The 19,836-nt window shown below is 61.0% G+C and carries 20 protein-coding genes; 6 read left to right on the top strand and 14 right to left on the bottom strand.

The features are described 5' to 3' along the window. Positions 1 to 184: 184 nt before the first annotated feature. The gene (locus tag AAC126_RS06895) at positions 185 to 1,126 is read right to left on the bottom strand and encodes a glycosyltransferase family 92 protein (RefSeq protein ID WP_339851423.1); all 942 of its coding nucleotides are present in this window, start codon (positions 1,124 to 1,126) and stop codon (positions 185 to 187) included. 188 nt (positions 1,127 to 1,314) lie between these two features. Between AAC126_RS06895 and AAC126_RS06890 the strand changes: the two genes are divergently transcribed. Next, complete coding sequence (locus tag AAC126_RS06890) at positions 1,315 to 2,952, top strand: long-chain-fatty-acid--CoA ligase (RefSeq protein WP_339851421.1); 1,638 nt, start codon at positions 1,315 to 1,317, stop codon at positions 2,950 to 2,952. A gap of 37 nt (positions 2,953 to 2,989) precedes the next feature. Here the strand turns inward: AAC126_RS06890 and AAC126_RS06885 are convergent, their stop codons facing one another. Together AAC126_RS06885 and AAC126_RS06880 are read right to left on the bottom strand one after the other, a co-directional pair. After that, positions 2,990 to 4,600 (bottom strand): cation:proton antiporter family protein, encoded by a 1,611-nt coding sequence (locus AAC126_RS06885; protein WP_339851419.1) that lies wholly within the window; start codon positions 4,598 to 4,600, stop codon positions 2,990 to 2,992. A gap of 240 nt (positions 4,601 to 4,840) precedes the next feature. Beyond that, on the bottom strand, positions 4,841 to 5,509 hold the full coding sequence (locus AAC126_RS06880; RefSeq protein ID WP_339851417.1) for a dienelactone hydrolase family protein: 669 nt from the start codon (positions 5,507 to 5,509) through the stop codon (positions 4,841 to 4,843). Positions 5,510 to 5,773: 264 nt separating this feature from the next. Here AAC126_RS06880 and AAC126_RS06875 point away from each other — a divergent pair, with 264 nt between their 5' ends. Beyond that, positions 5,774 to 6,259, top strand: coding sequence for an ATP-binding protein (locus AAC126_RS06875; RefSeq protein WP_339851415.1), 486 nt, complete (start codon positions 5,774 to 5,776; stop codon positions 6,257 to 6,259). Here AAC126_RS06875 and AAC126_RS06870 read toward each other — a convergent pair. After that, on the bottom strand, positions 6,237 to 7,151 hold the full coding sequence (locus AAC126_RS06870; RefSeq protein WP_339851413.1) for a DMT family transporter: 915 nt from the start codon (positions 7,149 to 7,151) through the stop codon (positions 6,237 to 6,239). The genes AAC126_RS06875 and AAC126_RS06870 overlap by 23 nt on opposite strands. A 126-nt stretch (positions 7,152 to 7,277) precedes the next feature. Between AAC126_RS06870 and AAC126_RS06865 the strand changes: the two genes are divergently transcribed. Both AAC126_RS06865 and AAC126_RS06860 read left to right on the top strand, forming a co-directional pair. Beyond that, positions 7,278 to 7,862, top strand: coding sequence for an Ada metal-binding domain-containing protein (locus AAC126_RS06865; protein ID WP_339851411.1), 585 nt, complete (start codon positions 7,278 to 7,280; stop codon positions 7,860 to 7,862). A gap of 153 nt (positions 7,863 to 8,015) precedes the next feature. Continuing rightward, positions 8,016 to 8,888: a bile acid:sodium symporter family protein gene (locus AAC126_RS06860; RefSeq protein WP_339851409.1), complete on the top strand. Its 873-nt coding sequence runs from the start codon at positions 8,016 to 8,018 to the stop codon at positions 8,886 to 8,888. A gap of 12 nt (positions 8,889 to 8,900) precedes the next feature. On the opposite strand, the gene ychF is transcribed toward AAC126_RS06860, so the two are convergent. The 10 genes from ychF to rfaD form a co-directional block, all read right to left on the bottom strand. Next, the gene (gene ychF / locus AAC126_RS06855; protein ID WP_339851406.1) at positions 8,901 to 10,004 is read right to left on the bottom strand and encodes a redox-regulated ATPase YchF; all 1,104 of its coding nucleotides are present in this window, start codon (positions 10,002 to 10,004) and stop codon (positions 8,901 to 8,903) included. 3 nt (positions 10,005 to 10,007) lie between these two features. Beyond that, positions 10,008 to 10,661 carry an aminoacyl-tRNA hydrolase gene (gene pth, locus AAC126_RS06850; RefSeq protein ID WP_339851403.1) on the bottom strand — a complete coding sequence of 218 codons (654 nt, stop codon included), beginning with the start codon at positions 10,659 to 10,661 and terminating at the stop codon, positions 10,008 to 10,010. Positions 10,662 to 10,717: 56 nt separating this feature from the next. Then, complete coding sequence (locus AAC126_RS06845) at positions 10,718 to 11,362, bottom strand: 50S ribosomal protein L25/general stress protein Ctc (protein ID WP_339851401.1); 645 nt, start codon at positions 11,360 to 11,362, stop codon at positions 10,718 to 10,720. 153 nt (positions 11,363 to 11,515) lie between these two features. Then, positions 11,516 to 12,451 (bottom strand): ribose-phosphate pyrophosphokinase, encoded by a 936-nt coding sequence (locus AAC126_RS06840; protein WP_339851476.1) that lies wholly within the window; start codon positions 12,449 to 12,451, stop codon positions 11,516 to 11,518. A 142-nt stretch (positions 12,452 to 12,593) separates the two neighbouring features. Continuing rightward, positions 12,594 to 13,523 (bottom strand): hypothetical protein, encoded by a 930-nt coding sequence (locus AAC126_RS06835; RefSeq protein ID WP_339851399.1) that lies wholly within the window; start codon positions 13,521 to 13,523, stop codon positions 12,594 to 12,596. A gap of 105 nt (positions 13,524 to 13,628) precedes the next feature. After that, positions 13,629 to 14,777 (bottom strand): Xaa-Pro peptidase family protein, encoded by a 1,149-nt coding sequence (locus AAC126_RS06830; RefSeq protein ID WP_339851397.1) that lies wholly within the window; start codon positions 14,775 to 14,777, stop codon positions 13,629 to 13,631. A gap of 3 nt (positions 14,778 to 14,780) precedes the next feature. Beyond that, positions 14,781 to 15,545 (bottom strand): peptidoglycan editing factor PgeF, encoded by a 765-nt coding sequence (gene pgeF, locus AAC126_RS06825; protein WP_339851394.1) that lies wholly within the window; start codon positions 15,543 to 15,545, stop codon positions 14,781 to 14,783. Continuing rightward, positions 15,542 to 16,672, bottom strand: a complete 1,131-nt coding sequence (locus AAC126_RS06820; RefSeq protein WP_339851391.1) for an SAM-dependent methyltransferase — start codon at positions 16,670 to 16,672, stop codon at positions 15,542 to 15,544. The genes pgeF and AAC126_RS06820 overlap by 4 nt, the downstream gene beginning before the upstream one ends. Beyond that, the gene (gene lgt, locus AAC126_RS06815; RefSeq protein ID WP_339851388.1) at positions 16,669 to 17,484 is read right to left on the bottom strand and encodes a prolipoprotein diacylglyceryl transferase; all 816 of its coding nucleotides are present in this window, start codon (positions 17,482 to 17,484) and stop codon (positions 16,669 to 16,671) included. The genes AAC126_RS06820 and lgt overlap by 4 nt, the downstream gene beginning before the upstream one ends. A gap of 17 nt (positions 17,485 to 17,501) precedes the next feature. Next, positions 17,502 to 18,494 carry an ADP-glyceromanno-heptose 6-epimerase gene (gene rfaD, locus AAC126_RS06810; protein WP_339851387.1) on the bottom strand — a complete coding sequence of 331 codons (993 nt, stop codon included), beginning with the start codon at positions 18,492 to 18,494 and terminating at the stop codon, positions 17,502 to 17,504. Between the two features lie 156 nt (positions 18,495 to 18,650). Between rfaD and AAC126_RS06805 the strand changes: the two genes are divergently transcribed. Together AAC126_RS06805 and AAC126_RS06800 are read left to right on the top strand one after the other, a co-directional pair. Continuing rightward, complete coding sequence (locus tag AAC126_RS06805; RefSeq protein ID WP_339851385.1) at positions 18,651 to 18,998, top strand: accessory factor UbiK family protein; 348 nt, start codon at positions 18,651 to 18,653, stop codon at positions 18,996 to 18,998. A gap of 229 nt (positions 18,999 to 19,227) precedes the next feature. Beyond that, a complete protein-coding gene (locus AAC126_RS06800; RefSeq protein ID WP_193172752.1) occupies positions 19,228 to 19,731 on the top strand; it encodes a YbjN domain-containing protein in 504 nt (167 codons plus the stop codon). Positions 19,732 to 19,836 lie beyond the last annotated feature (105 nt).

Genomic DNA, 19,836 nt, shown 5'->3' with positions numbered 1-19,836 from the left:
TTTGCTTAGTCGAACGCCGTAAGGTGTTCGTCGGGTGTGAGCCCCTTATAAGAAATCGGCCTGATAACCGATTGCCAGAAACGACACATATGCCTCCAAACGCAGCCGCAACTCAAACGCCCGTGGCTCTCTCTCGAAAATTGACAACCTCAATAGGCAAGAGAGAATACACGGAAACGTTTGGCTAAGGCTTGAACACCTGTTGTGCCAGTCTTTCCAGGCGGGCCTGCCATTCGGCTTCGGTCCCGGTCTCGAACGGCCGTTCCAAACGTTCCGCAACCTGCTTTGCAAAGGGCAGAATGGCTGGATCAAAGCTTTTGTTCATCCAGCTTTCCTTATAGCGGGCCATTTTTTCAAAATGGAAGGTGTCTGAGTCGGCGCGCGGGCGCGCCAGCTTGCGGGTGAACTCGGCCCCGGATCTGGACCAATAGTGATTTATCCGGAGCGGGCCGCCCAGCGGCTCTTGAGTGAAGGCATTGTAAGGGGTGTCCCGGATCGGCCGTCCCAGCACGTCGATTGCGAAAGCGCCGTTCCTGTATTCAAAGCTGTGTGGGGAGAGGTAGCGTTCGACTTCCGCCGGATTGATGATGCTCTTGATATGCGTGCCGAGATGCCGGTAACTCGCCGTTTCCTCCGGCGGCCTCCCGGGTATGAGCATACCTCTGTCCATGATCCGGACATTGATCGGCGCGCGCAGTTGGTATGACGTCATCGTCAGGCTTGTCGGCTGTTCCTCGAAACCTGACGTTCCGTAAAGGGTCCAGTTGAGGCCGAGTCCCGGCACCTGCTCGTAATCCTGCAGAATCTCCCGCAACGGTTTGCCATCAAGAGAGAAGGCGAATTCATCGAGATCGAAAAAACCGATCCAGCGCGCGGATTTTCCGTGTTTTTCCAGGCAGTGCCTGTAAGCACCGCCTTGACGCTTCGTGCCGCCTGAAATGCGAAGATATGTCACCAGCCCGCGGTTGATCCACGGCTGCAGCAGCGCTTTGGCATTGTCCACGCTCTGATCGTCATACAGGAAGAAATGCTCCACTCCCTGCAGCTCATAGAAAGTCAGCCATTCCTCGAGATGGCGGGCTTCGTCTCTGAAGATGGCGCAGACGGTAAAATAGTGGCGTGTCATGACGGGGCGTTCGAGGCTCTGGTTCGACGTTACTTTTGAGCGATACCTCTAAAGGTTTAGATGGGGGGCTGATAGCCTCAAATTTCCAGGAAGCAGCGCTCTGTTCAACTGCCCGCCGCGCTTGCTAGGGTTCTCTTCGTGCAAGTCAAACCAGACCGAAGAGCTGGTGTGCGCACGGGAGGAAATACATGCTGCCAGGCAATATGATGGACCGTCCCCTGACGGTGCCGAGCATCCTTGATTTTGCCGCCGAGATTCATGGCGATGCGCGGGTGATCTCCGCCCGGGTCGAGGGGGACGTGCATCGCTACAGCTACAAGGATGCGCACAAGCGCGTCTCCCGGCTTGCGCACGCGCTGCGTGCCCTCGGCATCGGGGACGGTGACCGGGTGGCAACGCTGGCATGGAACGGCTACCGGCATTTCGAGCTGTATTACGCGATCTCCGGGATCGGGGCTGTCTGCCACACCATCAATCCCCGGCTGTTCGAGGACCAGATCCTCTATATCGTCCACCATGCTGAAGACCGGGTTCTGTTTCTGGAGACCAGCTTTCTGCCGCTGGTGGAGAAACTGGCGGACCGGCTGCCGCCTGATCTGCGCTTTGTGGTGATGTGCGCGGCCGGGGACTTGCCGGAAACCGGGCTCAATGTTCTGGCCTATGAGGATCTGCTCGCCGGGCAGCCGGATACCATTATATGGCCTGATCTGGATGAGAGGCAGGCGTCGGGGCTTTGCTATACATCCGGGACGACCGGAAACCCGAAGGGCGTGCTCTATTCCCATCGTTCGACTCTCATCCACACCATGGGCTTGCTGGCGGTCGGGCAGAGCATCGGCCTCAGTCCCGAGCGCTCTCTGTTGCCGGTGGTGCCGCTGTTCCATGTGAACGCCTGGGGCCTGCCATTTGCCGCTCCGCTGGTTGGCACGGACTTCGTATTGCCAGGCACAAGACTCGACGGTCCGGGGCTTTTCGCCTTCATGGATCAGGAGAAGGTCAATACCAGCTGGGGCGTGCCGACAGTCTGGTTCGGCCTGCTGGCCGAGATGCGCAAGCACGGCCGCAAGCCCAATGGGTTCGATTGCGTGCTGATTGGCGGTTCCGCCGCGCCGAAACCGATGATCGAGGAATTCGAGCGGGATTTCGGCGTCACCGTCGTACATGGCTGGGGCATGAGCGAGATGAGCCCGGTCGGCTCGGTCGGCGTTTTCTATGCCCGGCAGCGCGCCTTGCCGGAGGAAGAGCGCATGCATCTGAAGACGGCGCAAGGCCGCCGGATGTTCGGGGTTGAGTTCAAGATTGCTGACGGGGAGGGCACGCGCCTGCCCCATGACGGCGTCGCTTTCGGGGAGCTGCATGTGCGCGGCCCCGCCATCATGAGCGCCTATTTCAATGACGAGGCGGCGACGGACGGGGCGTTCGACGATGAAGGATGGTTGAAAACCGGCGATGTGGCCCGGATCGACCCGAATGGTTTCCTTTTCCTGGTGGACCGGACCAAGGATGTCATCAAGTCCGGCGGAGAGTGGATCAGCTCGATCGATCTGGAGAGCGCGGCGCTGGCGCATCCGGATGTGGCGGAATGCGCGGTGATCGCGGTGCCGCATCCGAAATGGGTGGAACGTCCGCTGCTGATCACGGTACTGGAGGACGGATCGCGGCTGACTGCCGGAGAGATGCAGGATTTTCTCGGTGGCAAGGTGGCGAAATGGTGGCTGCCGGACGATGTGGTGTTCGTCGACGAACTTCCCCACACGGCAACCGGCAAGCTGTCCAAGATGACCTTGCGCGAGAAGTTCAGGGACTACCGGCTGCCCGGCGTGTGACGGCGCGTGGTCTTGGCTTGAGGCGGTAAGCCTCTATTCAGGGCCGTCGGCTTTCCAGCAGTCCGTGCATGCGTGTGGCGGCGCCGCTGCCGGCCTCGTCATAGATGTTGAAAACCTCGTCGATGCCGTTTTCCAGGAGTTCCTGTTCCTGGTCCGGGAAAAGCGATGTGGAGACGATGGGGCCTTTATACCCGCGCTCACGCATCTGCCGTGCGGCATCGATATTGGATTGGTGTTTCGACATCGAGAGCAGGATCATTTCAATGTCCGCATGAGGGGTCACGAGACGAGACCAGAATTCGGAATTTGTGGCGTCGCCTAGGACAACGTTGCGCCCCTCATCGCAGTTTCGCTCAACCTGCGTTTCATCCAGATCGATCCCGACGATTTTGTCTTCCGCATGGATGCGCATTTCATCATATGCGGCTCGTCCGACACGCCCCATTCCGAAGATCAGAATGCGGTGTCCGCCTAGATCGATATCCTCGTCACCGATTAAGCGTTCTCGAGTTTCCCATCTTGCCACGGCATCGCTGAAGCGGCTGTAAATCTCCAGCGCGTAAACATTCATGGCTGAGGAGATAATCAAGGAAATGGACAATGCCAGAGCGATGACTGTCAACCAGTCGGCTGCTAGCCAGTCCGCGCCAATGGCGATGACGATAACGATCAGGCCGAATTCGGAATAGTTGCCCAGAACCAGCCCGCCAAACGTCGATCCCCGGGCGCGCATCCGAAACCTAGTCAAAAGCCAGGTGAACAAGAGTGTTTTAACCGGAATGAGAATCAGCAAAACCATTGCCGTTGCTGCGGTTTCCCACGTCGGCAAACTGGTGAGCCCGATGGACAGGAAGAAACACACCAAAAACACATCTTTGAAGTTCATCAATATATTGGCGAGGTGTTTGGCCTTGGTGTGACTTGCCAACAGCGCTCCCAGCGCGAGAGCGCCAAGATCGCCCTTCATGCCCACCAACTCGAACAATGCTGCGCCGCCGAGCGCCATGCTGAACCCGAAAACGGCCAGCAGTTCGCCATAACCGCTCCGCTCCATCAGATAGCCCAGCATATGACGCGCGGGAATAAGGGCGAGAAGGGATACCGCCCAGATTGAAGGCAATTTTCCTGCGGAGAAGGCTAAGAAAACCACGGCGGCAATATCTTGCATGACCAGGATGCCGATCGCGGCTTGACCATAGCGCGACATCAGTGAGCCACGATCTTCCAGAGTCTTGACGGCGAAGACTGTGCTCGAAAAAGACAGGGCGAACGCGATGATCAGCGCGGTCTGATAGTCCATACCGTCGAAAAGAAGGAAACCGGCCCAGCCGAGTGCTGCGATAAAGGCGGCGGCGAGAACAACCGTAGCGCCCATGTGCAGGCTCGTGGTCGCCCAGATCTCCGGGCGCAGCAAAGTGCTTAACCTCAATTTCAAGCCAATGGTGAACAGCAGCAGTGTGATGCCCATATCGGCTATGGAGGCAAGGAACTGATCGCTCTCAGCGCCAAACAGATGCAGAATGAAACCGGCGACCAGGAAGCCGATCATTGGTGGCAGGTTGATTTGGCGAAACAGCAATCCGGACAGAAACGCTATGGCGATCCATGCCGGGTCTCTGTAATCGATTGCGATATTATAAGAGTCCAACGGTCTGGGCTCACCTACAAGACATCGGATAAGTGCTGAACAGTCAGTCGCGCAAACGACGGATTTCCACGTTGTTCCAAAGGAGTGTAAGAGATTGCGAGCCTGACGCCCCGCTAAATCTCACAAAGATATTTTGAATGGCCGCACTGGATGGCGCGTGCTCCGAACCTGACAGGTGGGAGGTAGCTCCCTTATCGCGGTGCCAGCCAAGGCACCGCGATTATGGCGAGCTGGCTCGGCTTAACCGATATGCGCGCCGAACAGTTCCAGCGTGCGCTCCTTGGCGACCTTCGCGCTGGTGGCATCGAAGCTGCCCCGGTGGTCGCAATTGAAGCCGTGTCCGGCCGGGTACATGTTGACTGTCAGCTCCGGATGCGCGGCTTTCACCTTGGCGACATCCTCTTTCGGGATGGCATGGTCCTGCTCGCCGAAATGGAAGATCACCGGGCATTTCGGCTTCTCTTCGGCGACCGCGCCGATACCGCCGCCATAATAGCTCGCACCGGCGGCAAAGCCGTCGATCCGGGTCGCCGCTACCCAGGCCAGGAACCCGCCCCAGCAATAGCCGACCACGCCGACCTTGCCGGCTGCCGCCACGGTATCCCGTGCGGCGGCGATATCCAGCAGCGCCGGATCGGTTTCGCTGCGGGTTTTGTAGTCGCGGCCTTTTTCGATGTCGTCGGCTTCATAGCCCAGCTCGATCTTCGGCTCGATCCGGTCGAACAGGGCTGGCGCGATGGCCAGATATCCTTCGGCCGCATAATCGTCCACCACGCTCTGGATGTGCGCGTTGATGCCAAAAATCTCCTGCACCACAACCACGCCGCCGCGGGGCTTTCCGCTCGGCTGTGCCAGATATGCGTCGAATTTGTGCCCGTCCGACGCCGTCAATTGCATGAACTCGCCCATCAGTCCCTCCGCTGGCTTGCTCCGAGCGGCGGACTCTAGAACCTGCGGATGCGGATAGCAAAGCGGTTTCCGCGTGACGGGCCGTGCATGTTGCGCTAATCAAAAGGCATGAACGCGCTTCTGAACAAGGCGGCGACCCTCGTGGTGCGCCGAGTTATTACCGACCCGGTCTGACCAACAGGCCGGGTCATCGTATACCCTTGTTCCAAAACCCGCGGGTAATGCCCGCAGCCGGGCTCCTAGACCCGGATACGGTAAAGCGCCATGTCCACCATATTGCATCTGTTCTGCGGCAAGATCGCCGCCGGTAAATCCACTTTCGCCAAACGCCTTTCCTGTCAGTCCGACGCCCTGCTGATCAGCGAGGATGACTGGATGAGCGCATTGTACGGGCCGGAGCTGAAGAGCTTCGACGATTATGTCCGCTATTCGGCGCGGCTGCGGTCGGTCATGGAGCCGCATTTGGTCTCCCTGCTGCGTGGCGGCACGACGGTAGCGCTGGATTTTCCGGCCAATACGCGGGGGCTGCGGGCCTGGATGCGGGAGCTTGCCGAGGCGGCGGAGGTTTTGCCGATCCTGCATTATCTCGATCTCTCCGAAGCGCAATGCCGCGATCGTCTCCGCAAGCGCAATGCGAGCGGAACACATGCCTTCGCGCCGAGCGATGCGGATTTCGATCTGATCTCCCGATATTTCGAGGCGCCGGACCCGGATGAAGGACTCGCCATCATTGTGCATGGCGGGCTCTGAACGGATACCGGATCTGGCCCGTCGTCACCGCGACCCCAAGCAGGATCAGAACAAAGCCGAGCATCTGCGCGCTTGAGAGCGCTTCTCCGAGGAGGAGTGCCCCGAGCAGCATGCTGAAGCCAGCCCTGAGATAGCTGCCTGTCGTGACGCCGAGCGGTCCAAGCGTGCGGACCAGCCGGAAATAGATCGCCATGGCGATGGCGGTCGAGAAGCACCCGAGGCCAAGGATTGCGGCGATGCCCTCAATGCTGGGAGAGAGGGTGTGGGGCTGATCGGTCAGGAATGCCGCGGGGATCATGATTGCCGCTGCCATGCTCATGGAACAGGCCGCGGTCAGGATGGGAGGCTGGCCGGAGAAGCGCCGGGCGAAGAGGGCGGCCAGGGCGTAGCTGAGGCTGGCGCCGGTGATTGCAAGCTGTCCGAGGACGGAGCCCCGATCGTCGGCGAAGGCGGCGGGGCCAAGCGTTGCCGCAACGCCCGCGAAGCCGATTACTGTGCCGGTAAACCGTCTGCCGAGATTGGCGCGGTCACCGAGCAATATCAGGCTGATCAGAAAGACGAAGAGCGGCGGTGTGATGTTCAGCAAGCCCGCCAGACCGCTGTCGATCCGGGTCTGCCCCCAGCTGATCAGCGTGAAGGGTAGGGCGCTTTGCAGGATACCCTGCACCAGCAAGGCGGACCAGGCGGCTATCGTGCTCGGGAATTTCAGCCGCATCCAAAGTGCGGTCAGGATAAGAAGGCCCGCGCCGATGATGAGGCGCGCGGCGACGATGCTGGCGGGCGGCACAGTATCGAGCGCCACTTCGGTCAGGGTGAATGAGCCACCCCAGAGAAAAGACAGCAGGACGAGCAGGCCGGTTTCGACAGCGATATTCGGGGTTTTGTGCGACATGGGAGACCTCCGGTTAACCTTTTGTCGCACCCGTGTTGTGGTCTTGCTGGCTGTATTCGGCTGTCATCCCGGGATTGAGTCCGATTCCAGCTAGCGTTGCGAGAACCGCTAGAGGATCATGCTGTTATGCAATCCGACGAGACCGACTTCCCCGATCCCGAAACCTGCGACAGGGCGCGACTGGCGCGGGACCCGGCATTTGACGGCCTGTTTTTCAGCGGCGTGCGATCCACGAAGATCTATTGCAGGCCGGTCTGCCCGGTTCGTCCGGCAAAGTCCGCCAATGTCAGCTTTTACCCGACCGCCGCCGCTGCGGAGAATGCGGGGTTCAGGCCATGTCTGCGATGCCGGCCGGAGACGGCGCCCGGCAGTCCCGCCTGGCGCGGAACGGCTGCAACGGTGGGCCGGGCAATGCGGATGATCGAGGCGGGATATCTGGATGACAAGCCGGTCACGGCACTGGCGGACAGTCTCGGGATTGGCGCACGGCACCTGTCCCGGCTTTTCGCCCGGCATGCCGGGGCCAGTCCGGCTCAGGTCGCGGCGACCGCACGGGTGCAGCGGGCGAAACGTCTGATCGATCTTGGCGAGATGCCGATGGCGGAGATTGCCTTCGCCGCCGGATTTCAGAGTATCCGGCGGTTCAATGACGTGTTCCGGGCGCTCTATGGCAGAGCGCCGTCCTCGCTGCGGAAGACGCCCCGACGTTGACGTTGACGTGAAAGATATCGCCGTTCTTCACCAACACTCCACGTCCATAACCGCTTATGGCGTTTATCCTTGTTGAAGCCTTCACGAACCCTTTGTGATATTGGGGATTCCCGGCACGCCGAAGGGTGGTCAAATTGAATAACGAGGTTCGAAATGGGGATCGTCACTGACATCGTCCTGCCTTTGGTCCTGGCTTTCATGATGTTCACCCTGGGACTGGGGCTCCGGATTTCCGATTTCGGCCGGTTGCTGACGCAGCCGCGGGATATGGTGACCGGGCTGGTCTTCCAGATGCTGCTTTTGCCGCTCGTTGGTTTTCTGCTGGTTTCCAGTTGGCCTTTGGCACCGGAAATCGCGATGGGCGTGATGCTGATCGCCGTGGCGCCGGGCGGCGTGACATCGAATTTCCTGACCTCTCTGGCGAGAGGGGATGTCGCGCTTTCGGTGTCGCTGACCGCTGTCGCCAGTTTGCTCAGCGTGGTAACCATCCCGCTGGTTCTCGGCATGGCCTATCAACAGATTGCCGGTGAGGCACTGGCCGGGGAAGTCTCGATCGGCAAAACCGCGATCAGCATCTTCCTGATCGTGACCGTGCCGGTCCTGCTCGGCATGGCAGTGCGTCACTTTGTGCCCGGTTTGACGGACCGGTGCGCGCCCTATGCCATCAAGCTCTCGACCCTGTTCTTCGTGCTCGTCCTCGCGGGTGCAATTCTGCAGGAGCGGGAAAATGTGGTGGCGTATTTCGCCGAAGCCGGACTGGTCACGCTTGCGCTGAACGTCGTCATGATGGCGCTCGCCTTCCTCGGCGCCCAGGCGCTTGGCAGCGGGCCGGAGCAGCGTATTTCGATCTGCATCGAATGCGGCCTTCAGAACGGTACCCTCGCCATCGCGGTGGGCGTGCTGATCTTTGGCGGCGGCGCCTACGTCATTCCGGCGGCAACATACAGCCTGATCATGTTCGCGACCGGGCTGCTGTTTCTCGCACTGGCCCGGCGGAAGCTGATGCCCGCCGTCAATGCCGGCTGAAGGCTGTCGAGGTCAGACGTTGAAGCGGAAGTGGAAGACGTCACCGTCCTTCACCAGATATTCCGAACCTTCGACCCGCATCTTGCCGGCTTCCTTGGCGCCGCTCTCGCCGCCGCAGGCGACGAAATCGTCATAGGCGATGGTTTCCGCCCGGATGAAGCCGCGCTCGAAATCGGTATGGATGACGCCTGCCGCGTTCGGTGCCTTGGCACCGCGCCCGACGGTCCATGCCCGGGCTTCCTTCGGGCCGACCGTGAAGAAGGTCAGCAGATCCAGAAGGCTGTAACCGGCACGGATCAGGCGGGCGAGACCGGCTTCTTCCAGACCAAGAGTCTCCAGGAATTCGGCCTTTTCTTCGGTGGTGCCGAGCTGGGCGATTTCGGACTCGATGGCGGCTGAAATCACAACCGCGACGGCGCCTTCGGCTTTCGCCATCTCGAACACCTTGGCGGAATATTCATTGCCCTCGGCGGAGCTTTCCTCGTCCACATTGCAGACATAGAGCACCGGCTTGGTGGTCAGCAGCTGCAGGGTGGCGACGATCTTCTGTTCTTCCGGGCTCCAGTCATCGATGGAGCGGCCCGGTTTGCCGTCGCGCAGGGCTTCCAGAAGTCTGGTCATGATGGCGACCTGGATCTTCGCGTCCTTGTCGCCGGACTTGGCTTTCTTCTCCAGCGGGGAGACCCGGCGCTCCAGGCTGTCGAGATCGCAAAGCATTAGCTCTGTCTCGATGGTCTCGGCATCGCGCAGCGGATCGACGGAGCCTTCGACATGGGTGATGTCGTCGGAGGCAAAGCAGCGCAGCACGTGCACGATAGCGTCGACCTCACGGATATTGGCGAGGAACTGGTTGCCCAGACCTTCGCCCTTGCTGGCACCGCGTACCAGACCGGCAATGTCGACGAATTCAAGCTGCGTCGGCAGGATGGTCTTCGAGCTGGCGAGTTCGGCGAGCTTTTCGAGGCGCGGGTCCGGCACGGCCACGCGGCCGGTATTCGGCTCGATGGTGCAGAACGGATAGTTCGCCGCTTCCGCCGCCGCCGTTTCGGTCAGCGCGTTGAAGAGGGTGGATTTGCCGACATTCGGCAGGCCAACGATGCCGCACTTGAAGCCCATGACTTAATTTTCCTGACTGTTATCGCTGGCGCCGACAGCCTTGGCTGTATCCGGCTTGTTGTTCGGTTTTGGCGGTTTCGGGCGCTGCGGGAAGACGGCCTGGCTGACCCGGCTCATGAAGCCGCTATCCTCGCCCTTGACCAGCAGGTCAGCCTCGTCGGCGACTGCGGGCACGAGCTTCGAGAGCCAGCCGGCGCGTTCCGCCTTGGCGAAATCCTGCAGCACGTAATCCTTCACCCGGTTCTTGTCGCCCGGATGGCCGACGCCGAGACGGACCCGCCAGTATTCCTTGCCGATATGGGCATCGAGACTGCGGATACCATTGTGACCGCCGCTTCCGCCGCCGCGCTTCACGCGCAGCTTGCCGGGGGCAAGGTCGATCTCGTCATAGAAGACGATGATGTTTTCGAGAGGGATCTTGAAGAACCGGACAGCTTCGCCGACCGCGCGGCCGGAATCGTTCATGAAGGTGGTCGGTTTCATCAGCAGGACCTTCTCACCGCCGACTGTACCGTCGGCGGTGAGGGCCTGAAAGCGTGCCCGGAAAGGACCGAAACCATAGCTTGAGGCAATTTCGTCAGCGACGAGAAAGCCGATATTATGGCGCGTCAGCTCGTATTTCGCCCCGGGATTTCCAAGGCCAACGAACAGAAACATCGCTCGGTCCCCTCCCGCCGGACCGCCTCACGAGGAGGCGGGCACGGCGCGGCAGATTAGTCTTCGGACTCGGTTTCGGCGTCTTCAGCCGTATCTTCGGCCTCGTCTTCGGATTCGCTGGCTTCGCTCTTCATCGAGGACGGAGCAGCGATGGTTGCGACGGTGAAATCCCGATCGGTAATGGTCGGGGTGACACCTTCCGGAAGGACGATGGCGCTGATGTGAATGCTGTCGCCGACATTCCAGCCCTCGAGGTCGAGGGTCAGGGAAGACGGCATCTGGTCCGGACGGCAGCTCACTTCGACTTCGTGACGCACGACGTTCAGAACGCCGCCGACCTTGAGGCCCGGGCACTTGTCTTCGTTGATGAACTCAACCGGCACTTCGACGGTGATGGTCGAAGAGGCGCTGACCCGAAGGAAATCAACATGCTCCGGACGATCGGTGACCGGGTGCAGCTGCACGTCACGGGCAAGCACGCTGTGCTTCTTGCCGTCGACTTCGAGATCGATCAGGGTCGAAAAGAAACCGGACTGATGAAGCAGCTTCGTCAGCGCACGCTCATTGAGCGTCACGGAAACCGGGTCTTTCTTGTCGCCGTAAATTACGGCCGGGATGAGCCCCGCGCGACGGGCGGCACGGGCGGACCCCTTACCGACCCGGTCACGCGTCTGGGCGCTCAGTGCGATCACATCAGACATTTTATTCTCCAATAAAGATGTTCCGCGTGCGGCTGACCTCCAGGGGTGCCAGCCCGCAAGGCGGAACGGATGAGCGGGGCGTTTTAGTGGCTTTCGCCGGAAAAAGCTAGCCCAAAGCGGCCCGGACCGGCATGCCGGTCCGGCGCGGCAGGTCTAGAAGTTGAAGAGGCTGGAAACCGAGCGCTCTTCGGCGATGCGCCGGATCGACTCGCCGAGAAGCGGCGCGACCGAAATCTGGCGGATATTGCGTGCGACACGAACGGCTTCCGTGGTCGCGATACTGTCCGTGGTGACCAGGGATTGCAGCGGCGAGGATGTCACGCGCGCAACAGCGCCGCCGGAGAGCACGCCATGCGTGATATAGGCATCGACGGAAACCGCGCCGGAGGCCATCAGGGCTTCGGCGGCATTGCAGAGGGTGCCGCCGCTGTCGACGATATCGTCGACCAGAATGCAGCGCTTGTCCTTCACGTCACCGATGATGTTCATGACCTCGGACACACCGGCACGTTCGCGGCGCTTGTCGATGATCGCGAGGTCGGCGTTCAGCGGCTTGGCCAGCGCGCGAGCACGCACAACACCGCCGACATCGGGCGAAACGATGGTGATTTGCTCGTCGCCGTAGCGGTCCGTGATGTCCTTGTGGAAGACGGGGGCGGCGAACAGATTGTCCGTCGGGATATCGAAGAACCCCTGTATCTGGCCGGCATGGAGATCCATGGTCAGCACCCGGTCAGCGCCGGCCGTGGTGATCAGATTGGCGACCAGCTTGGCGGATATCGGTGTTCGGGACCCTGATTTCCGGTCCTGACGGGCATAGCCGTAATAGGGAATGACAGCCGTGATGCGCCGTGCCGAGGCCCGCTTCAGTGCGTCGAGCGTGACCAGCAGTTCCATCAGGTTGTCATTCGCCGGATAGGAGGTTGGCTGGATGACGAAAACGTCTTCCCCGCGCACATTCTCCTGGATCTCGACGAACACTTCCATGTCCGAGAACCGGCGGACGTCGGCCTTCGTCAATGGCATGTTGAGGTAGGCGGCGATTGTTTCCGCCAGTGGCCTGTTACTGTTACAGGCCAGGATCTTCATACGAACGTCTGACATTCGTGCCCTGTGATCTCGGTTGGGGAAGGAGCGGTGAAATCCTTATCTTGCTGTGCCGGATCTTCAAGAAATCAGCATCAGTAGAAGCGGGCGGAACATATCAGCGCGTGTTGAAAGCGCGCAAGGGTTATTGCCGCTTTGTGACAGGTTTCTCGCCTATTCTCTGGCGTCCATACGCACGCAGCAGGGGCAGAAGGCCTTGCATGGTGCCGTCCGCGATGAGTGGCGAGGCGGAAACCCAATTCTCTTCCATGCTGCCGGCGGACACCGCGTTCTGCTGGTCGATGACACCGATTTCCCGGGCGGCAGGATCGATAAGGCGCCAGGAAATGGCGACGATATCGGTGTCTGCATTGATAGGCTTGATGTCGATCCTGCCTTTCAGGGACAGTGCGCCCTCCGGGATCGTGCCGCTGTTTTCTATGGCCACGCCGCGGGCGCGGAGCTTGCGCAGCAGGGCCTGGCGCAGGATGGCATTCCCGCTGCCGGCCTTGCCTTCGATCAGATCGACATAAAGTCCGGGAAGATCGGCTGTGGCGAGGGTTTCTATCTGCGGGAGCAGCCAGGCCGCGATATCCGGCGCATTCTGGTTGGAGATGTCTTTGAAATGGGCGGCGTCGGGCGCTTCCCAGAATGCGGCGGGCGGAACCGAGGCGACGCGTTTCTCGCCGATGACCTTGCCGGACGGGTCGCTCAACTCCCAATCGAGAATAAGTTCGGAAGGCTGTCCGACATGGAGTTGCTGATAGCCCTGGCCCTTGAGAACATAGCTGCGCTTGTTCCGGGCGCTGGCGCTGGCGATGACATTGTGTTTGACCAGTGATTTCGAGAGCGCCGCCGCCATGGCTTCCCCAACCCAGCCCACAGGTCCCTCGATAGGCTCGACATAGATGCCGGCGGCTTCGGGGGCGAGAAGAAATTCGACGTCTGATTTCTGGTAAGGCTCCCGGCTGAACGGGCGCGGTATTTCTCCGCAGCCGGTCAGGAAGAGTACCAGCAGGACCGGCAGGATGAGGCGGCGTGCGGAGAAGTCCCGGCACGGGGGGCTGTCTTTCATGGTGCGGGACTTAAATCACCAGGACGCAACTGACAAGCAGCCCGAGGACGGCCGCTGCGAACAGGATATGGAGATGAGGCATGTTTCGGCGTCTTCCCCGGAGTGCTATTTGCGAACAAGGTCGAGCGGCAGCCTGGAAAGCCGTTCGTTTCCATCGTCGGTGACAATGAAGGTCTCGCCGAGGGTCATGGCAAGATCCTTGTTGCTGTCCATCAGGATCATGTGTGCGAAGAACACCATGCCGGGACGGATTTCAACCGGGTTGCCGTGGTAGAGCATCGGGAAGTCCATCCACATCGGAGCGAAGACGGCGCCGAGAGAGTAGCCGCAGGCATTCATCCGGGCATGGCTGTAACCGCGCCGGTCCATGACGGAGGCATGCGCGTCGAACACCGAACCGGCGATATTGCCGGGACGTAGTGCCGCGCGGCAGGCTTCCAGTGCTTCCACGCAGGCGCTGTGCATGTCGACATGCCCGGGCTTCGCCGGTCCGATGGGGAGCGTGCGCATCATGCAGGCATGGTAGTGCCGGTATGCCCCGGCAAACTCCAATGTCAGTTGATCCTCGGCCTCCAGTGTGCGGCGGCCGGTGAAGTAGCGGCACAGCAGCGCGTCGGAGCCGGAGCCGATAATGAACTCGTTGCCGGGATAATCACCGCCACCCTTGAAGACGGCTCCCTGCATGGCGGCGAGTATGTCTCCCTCGAAGGCACCCGGGCCGGTCAGCTCCTGCCCGGCTATGAGGGCATCGTCCGCCAGCTCGGCGGCGCGCCGGACATAGGCCAGCTCTGTCGGGGACTTCACCACGCGCAGTTCGGAAACCAGCTCGGAGCTGTCGATCAGTGTGCAAAAGCCGTCGAGTTCGGCGTTGATCGCCATGCCGTTCCGTGCGGTCAGACCATAGGCCTCGTATTCGATGCCGAAGGTTTTTCCGGCGCCGCCAAACTCGCCCAGCATGGCTTTCAGCTCGCTCGCCGGTGTGGCGCCGTCCCGATCGACCCAGATCCGGATATCCTGGATCATGCTGGTGTTCTGCGCCTGCCGGAGATCCGGCGCCCGCGTCATCAGGGCAAGACGCCCGTCCGCGCCGAGATAGAGGCACTGGAAGAAGCAGAAACCGAACGTGTCATACCCCGTGAGGTAGAACATGCTTTCCTGGCGGAACATCAGCAGGCCGTCGAGGCCGCGCCGCTGCATCAGGTCTATGGTCCGCGCGCGGCGGTCCGCGAGCTCCTGCTCGGTGAAATGCAGCACAAGCTACTCCGATATGACGATGGTTGAGAGCTGCCGTCCGTAATCCGGCTCATTGCGCAGGCGCGAGCGCCGGTAGCTGAAAAAGTTCGGCTCGTCCCTGCAGGTATCACAATCGAGCCGGTAGAGCTCGCCCAGCCCGAGACGGGACAGGCGGGAGGCGCAGTAGTTCGAGAGGTCGAACTGGAAGTGCCCCTCGCGATTGCCGGCACTGAAGAAGGCGGCGTTGTTCTTGTCCTGCTCGAGGAACGGCTGCGGGAATTCCGGACCGACCTCGTAGGAGGCCTGGCCGATGCAGGGACCGACGGCGACCTGGATGTTGTCCGCACGGGCGCCGAGTTCGATCATCGCGTCGACCGTTGCTTCCATGACGCCGTTCAGCGCGCCGCGCCAGCCTGCGTGGCAGGCGCCGATGATGCCATCTCCCGGGTCGGAGAACAGGATCGGTGTGCAATCCGCCGAGAGGACGCCGAGGGCGATGTTCTTGCGTGCCGTCACCATGCCGTCGGCGCGCGGGGGCTCGTCTGGCCGCTCGTCGCTGTCGATGACATGGACGATTGCGGAATGGATCTGGTTGCAGGTGAAGAGCGCCCCGGCATCGCAATCGAGTGCGGCCATGGTTCGTGCCCGGTTGGCGACGACGGCTTTTCGCGTGTCCCCGGATCCGAGCCCGCAATTGAGCGAGCGATAGATGCCCTGACTGACCCCGCCGCGCCTTGTATAGAAAGCGTGGCGGATCTTGTCCGTATTCATCTCGTCAAGTTGGATCACCCTGAAAAGGCTCCCGTTTCACGCATCGACCTGTTCCGTGGCGGGCCGAAACCGGGAAGCGCATCCACTCCCGGCGCGGCAATCGCCACAGCCTTGAACAGCGTGCCCATTTCGGTGGGTTCGATCAAGCGCCGCGCGCCGCTACGGATTGTCGCCGCCTGGGCGGGGGAGGCTTTTCCGACAAGGGCCTGGACCCGGGGTTCGATGCCAAGCGCGGTGAGGAATTGCCCCTGTGTCACGGTGCCGAAGCAGGTGCAGCCGCCGGACGCGGCGCTTTCCAGCAAGGCATCGAAATCGACATGGGCGGTCAGATCCGCGGTCCCGGGCTTCTCCAGCACGTCCACATATTGATGGCCGCGCAGTGCCTGGAAGGTGTCGCCGAAAGCGCTTTTGCCGTGGCCGTAATCAAGGAACAGTCCGGCGCCGCCACAATGGGCAATGTGCCGTGCGATCTGTTCGGCGACCGTGCGGCCGTCCTCGCAGATCTCGAATATGTCACCCTCTGCGGGTATCAGGGCGGAAGGCGCCAGCCTGACCAGGTCGGCCGGTGCCGGCATCTCCGACCAGCCAAGGGCGTCATTTCCGGCATCCTGGACGATGCAGCGCTCCCGCCACATGCCATCGCGATGGATTAGTTGCCGGATCGGCAGGGCGTCGAAAAATTCGTTGCCGAGAATGAGGGAGGGGGCGTTCGGGAGTGTTTCCACCGTGTCATGCCAGGTGACATCCGTGCCGGACAATGTCTCGCGCTGGAGGGCGCGGAGCCGGGGGCTGGCTTCGACGAGATGGACCTCAATGGCATCGCGGAAGCCCGGCACGATGCGGGCGGCGCGCAGTGCGTCGGCCATCAATGTGCCGCGGCCGGGGCCGCATTCGACCAACGCGATCTTCGTCGGGCTGCCGGTCTGCTGCCAGACAGCGGCGCACCAGAGGCCGATCAACTCGCCGAAGGTCTGGCTGATCTCCGGCGCGGTGATGAAGTCGCCCGCCACGCCGAACGGCTCACGCGTCGTGTAATAGCCGTGCTCCGGATGCAGCAGGGCTTCCCGCATATAGCGCGCCACGGTGAGCGGACCGTCCGTCTCGATCAGGGCCTTCAGATGTGCCGATAGCGGGCTTGCCGTCATGAATTATCCGGGAGCGGAGGACGGCGGAGAGCCCAGATCATCACCCCGGTCCCGACCAGGATCATCGGCAGCGAAAGAAGCTGTCCCATGGTCGCGCCCGCGAACAGGAAGCCGAGTTGCGCATCGGGTTCCCGGAAGAACTCGACGATGAAGCGGGCGATACCGTATCCGGCAAAGAACAGGCCACCGATTGCACCGGGATAGCGCCTGATATCGATACGGGCGATCAGCAGGGCAATAAGGATGAACAGCACAAGGCCTTCCAGCGCGGCTTCATAAAGCTGGCTTGGGTGTCTCGGCATCGGGCCGCCATTCGGAAACACCATCGACCAGGGAACATCGGTGGCGCGGCCATAGAGCTCGCCATTGATGAAGTTCGCGATGCGTCCGAAGAACAGCCCGATCGGCGCCGCCGCCGCCACGATATCGCCAACCAGGAGCGGATTGATGCCGCGCCGCCGGGCGAAGAGGAACAACCCGGCGAGCGTACCGAGCATGCCGCCATGGAAGGCCATGCCGCCATGCCAGACCATCAGGATCTGTGCCGGGTTTTCGAGATAGTAGGGGAGATTGTAGAACAGCACGTAGCCGATGCGGCCGCCGAGCACCACGCCAAGCGTGGCATAGATCAGCAGATCATCCAGCGAGGACGGGTCCATGAAATGCGGTGTGCGGCGGCACAGATGCACACAATAGCGCCAGCCGAGGATCAGCCCGGCGATGTAGGCGAGTGCGTACCAGCGGACGGCGAACGGTCCGACGGAGAAGATCACCGGATCGATATTCGGGAAAGGCAGGCCTGCCTGCTCCATAAGGGTCGCTCCCGCGTTCAGCGATAAGGGTCTTCGGTGTCGAGATAGTCCTGGACGTAGCGCCGCACGCCTTCTTCAAGCGGGGTGAATTGACCCGGATACCCGGCATCCCGCAGCTTCTCCATGCGCGCTTCGGTGAAGTACTGGTAGCGGTCCCGGATCTCCACCGGCGTATCGACGAAATCGATTCGCGGGTCCTTCTCAAGCGCGACATACACCGCGCGGGCGAGATCGGCGAAGGAGCGGGCCTGGCCGGTGCCGAGATTGAACAGGCCGGAGACGTCCGGCGTATCGTGCAGCCAGATCATCACCTCGACGCAATCGCCAACCCAGACGAAATCGCGAAGCTGGCCGCCATCCTCGTAATCGGGGTTGTGGGAGCGGAACAGCGTCGCCGGCAGGTTGGCTGCGGCGCGCGGATATATCTGTGCCACCACGCTCTGCTGGTTGCCCTTATGGGATTCGTTCGGGCCGTAGACATTGAAGAACTTGAGTCCGGCCCATTGTTTCGGCGTCTTGCGCCCCTCGGCAACCAGGCGGGCGATTCGGCGGTCGAACAGATGCTTGCTCCAGCCATAGGGATTGAGCGGCTGCAGTCCGGCGAGGCCGTCGATGCTGGCGTCGTCCTCGAAACCCTCGCTGCCGTCGCCATAGGTGGCGGCGGACGAGGCGTAGATCAGTCTTGCGTCATTCTCGGCGCACCATGTCCACAGATCGACGGAGGTGCGGAAATTCTGTTTAACGATGAAATCGGCATCGCGTTCGGTGGTGGAGGAACTGGCACCAAGATGAAACACGGTCTCGACCACGTTCTTGTGCCTGTCGAGAAAGTCGAACAGATCCTCGGGCGGGATGATGTCGGCCAACTCGCGCTTTGCGATGTTGCGCCACTTCTCTCCGGCGCCGAGCGTGTCGCAGACCACGATGTCCCGCGCCAGATCCTCGCGCTCGCTGAGGGCGGCGACCAGGTTGGATCCGATAAATCCGGCGCCGCCTGTAACGACAATCATGCTCGTTCCTCCGATCCTAACTCTATATGGATGTTTCTCGCCCGACGCGGATTGCTTTCGCAAGCTCGAAAGTAGTAGGTCTGGGAACGGACGCTGCTTGTGCCCCGAGGATTTGCCCAATATCCGGCAGCCGGGCCAGACCAGGAGGAGCCGCCGATGCAGACGAATAACAGATTTTTCGATGACATCGCCAAGATGGCGAACGGCGCCATGTCCGCCGCCGCCGGTGTCCGCGAGGAGATGGAGCAGCTGATTCGTCAGCAGTTCGAGCGCTATCTCGGTGAGCACGATCTTGTGACATACGAGGAATTCGCGGCCGTGCGCGAACAGGCGAGCAAGGCGCGCTCCGAGCAGGAAGCGCTTGCGGAACGTGTTGCAATGCTTGAAAAGGAGCTCGCAAGCCTCAAGGAGGCCAAGGCGAAGACCACACGCCGGGCGCCAAAGCAGGCAAAAACAACGACTTCCGCCAAATCCGCTGCGCCGGATGCGGCACAGAATAAATAAGCCGCTGTTTTGTAAAGAAAACTAAATAGACCAATATTTCGGACGCGACCCACGAAATATAGGTTGATCGCGGGTTTCGCATTTGAGAGGCTACTTCTCGTGGTACTTGGCGATTGGTATCACGCTAGATCTAGTCGGGCTGTTAATCGCGGTCTGACGGACCAAGCTTCCCTGTCTACGATCGTCCCGGAGCGCCGGACAGCGCACCTCTCAGAGGGGGTTTGATAGTATGTCTCTGACTTACGTCGAAACGGTTGAAGTTCCCCGTAATCCGTTAGACCTGATGGAGGAAATTGTCGGAGCCAATGATTGGGCTCACGAGCGTGCGAGCACAGATGAGCTTGCCGTCGAAATCCAAGGCCGCTGGGCTGACTACCGGCTCTTTTTCCTCTGGCAGGAGGATATGGGAGCGCTTCACTTCTCGTGCATTTTCGAAAGCCGGGTTCCGGTCGAGAAACGGCGCGAGGTCCATTCCCTGCTTGCAATGATCAACGAGAAACTCTGGCTCGGTCATTTCGACCTCTCCACCGAAGACGGAACACCGATGTTTCGTCAGACCTGTCTGCTGCGTGGCGCGCATTCCGCGAGCGTCGAGCAGCTCGAGGATCTGGTGGATGTCGCCCTGACCGAATGCGAGCGCTTCTTCCCTGCGTTCCAGTTCGTCATCTGGGGCGGAAAATCGGCGGAAGAGGCGATGCAAGCCTCCCTGCTGGATGTTGTCGGAGAAGCTTGACCTTCCAATGAACAAATCTCTCCTGCTGCTTGGATGCGGCAAAATGGGCGGCGCCCTTCTTCAAGGCTGGCTTGAAAAAGGCTACGCCGCTCATGGCATCTGCGT

It is taken from the genome of uncultured Nisaea sp. (assembly GCF_963974195.1).
Taxonomy (GTDB): domain Bacteria; phylum Pseudomonadota; class Alphaproteobacteria; order Thalassobaculales; family Thalassobaculaceae; genus Nisaea.
This window is presented reverse-complemented; position numbering and strand designations above follow the sequence as displayed.

Excerpts from the sequence above, each read along its gene's own strand:
- AAC126_RS06865 (WP_339851411.1), top strand. The coding sequence starts at position 7,278 with ATGCAATCCGACGAGACCGACTTCCCCGATCCCGAAACCTGCGACAGG.
- AAC126_RS06875 (WP_339851415.1), top strand. The coding sequence starts at position 5,774 with ATGTCCACCATATTGCATCTGTTCTGCGGCAAGATCGCCGCCGGTAAA.
- lgt (WP_339851388.1), bottom strand. The coding sequence starts at position 17,484 with ATGGAGCAGGCAGGCCTGCCTTTCCCGAATATCGATCCGGTGATCTTC.
- pth (WP_339851403.1), bottom strand. The coding sequence starts at position 10,661 with ATGTTTCTGTTCGTTGGCCTTGGAAATCCCGGGGCGAAATACGAGCTG.
- AAC126_RS06820 (WP_339851391.1), bottom strand. The coding sequence starts at position 16,672 with ATGACGGCAAGCCCGCTATCGGCACATCTGAAGGCCCTGATCGAGACG.
- AAC126_RS06870 (WP_339851413.1), bottom strand. The coding sequence starts at position 7,151 with ATGTCGCACAAAACCCCGAATATCGCTGTCGAAACCGGCCTGCTCGTC.
- AAC126_RS06890 (WP_339851421.1), top strand. The coding sequence starts at position 1,315 with ATGCTGCCAGGCAATATGATGGACCGTCCCCTGACGGTGCCGAGCATC.
- ychF (WP_339851406.1), bottom strand. The coding sequence starts at position 10,004 with ATGGGCTTCAAGTGCGGCATCGTTGGCCTGCCGAATGTCGGCAAATCC.
- rfaD (WP_339851387.1), bottom strand. The coding sequence starts at position 18,494 with ATGATTGTCGTTACAGGCGGCGCCGGATTTATCGGATCCAACCTGGTC.
- AAC126_RS06895 (WP_339851423.1), bottom strand. The coding sequence starts at position 1,126 with ATGACACGCCACTATTTTACCGTCTGCGCCATCTTCAGAGACGAAGCC.
- AAC126_RS06880 (WP_339851417.1), bottom strand. The coding sequence starts at position 5,509 with ATGGGCGAGTTCATGCAATTGACGGCGTCGGACGGGCACAAATTCGAC.
- AAC126_RS06860 (WP_339851409.1), top strand. The coding sequence starts at position 8,016 with ATGGGGATCGTCACTGACATCGTCCTGCCTTTGGTCCTGGCTTTCATG.
- AAC126_RS06805 (WP_339851385.1), top strand. The coding sequence starts at position 18,651 with ATGCAGACGAATAACAGATTTTTCGATGACATCGCCAAGATGGCGAAC.
- AAC126_RS06845 (WP_339851401.1), bottom strand. The coding sequence starts at position 11,362 with ATGTCTGATGTGATCGCACTGAGCGCCCAGACGCGTGACCGGGTCGGT.
- AAC126_RS06840 (WP_339851476.1), bottom strand. The coding sequence starts at position 12,451 with ATGAAGATCCTGGCCTGTAACAGTAACAGGCCACTGGCGGAAACAATC.
- AAC126_RS06800 (WP_193172752.1), top strand. The coding sequence starts at position 19,228 with ATGTCTCTGACTTACGTCGAAACGGTTGAAGTTCCCCGTAATCCGTTA.
- AAC126_RS06835 (WP_339851399.1), bottom strand. The coding sequence starts at position 13,523 with ATGAAAGACAGCCCCCCGTGCCGGGACTTCTCCGCACGCCGCCTCATC.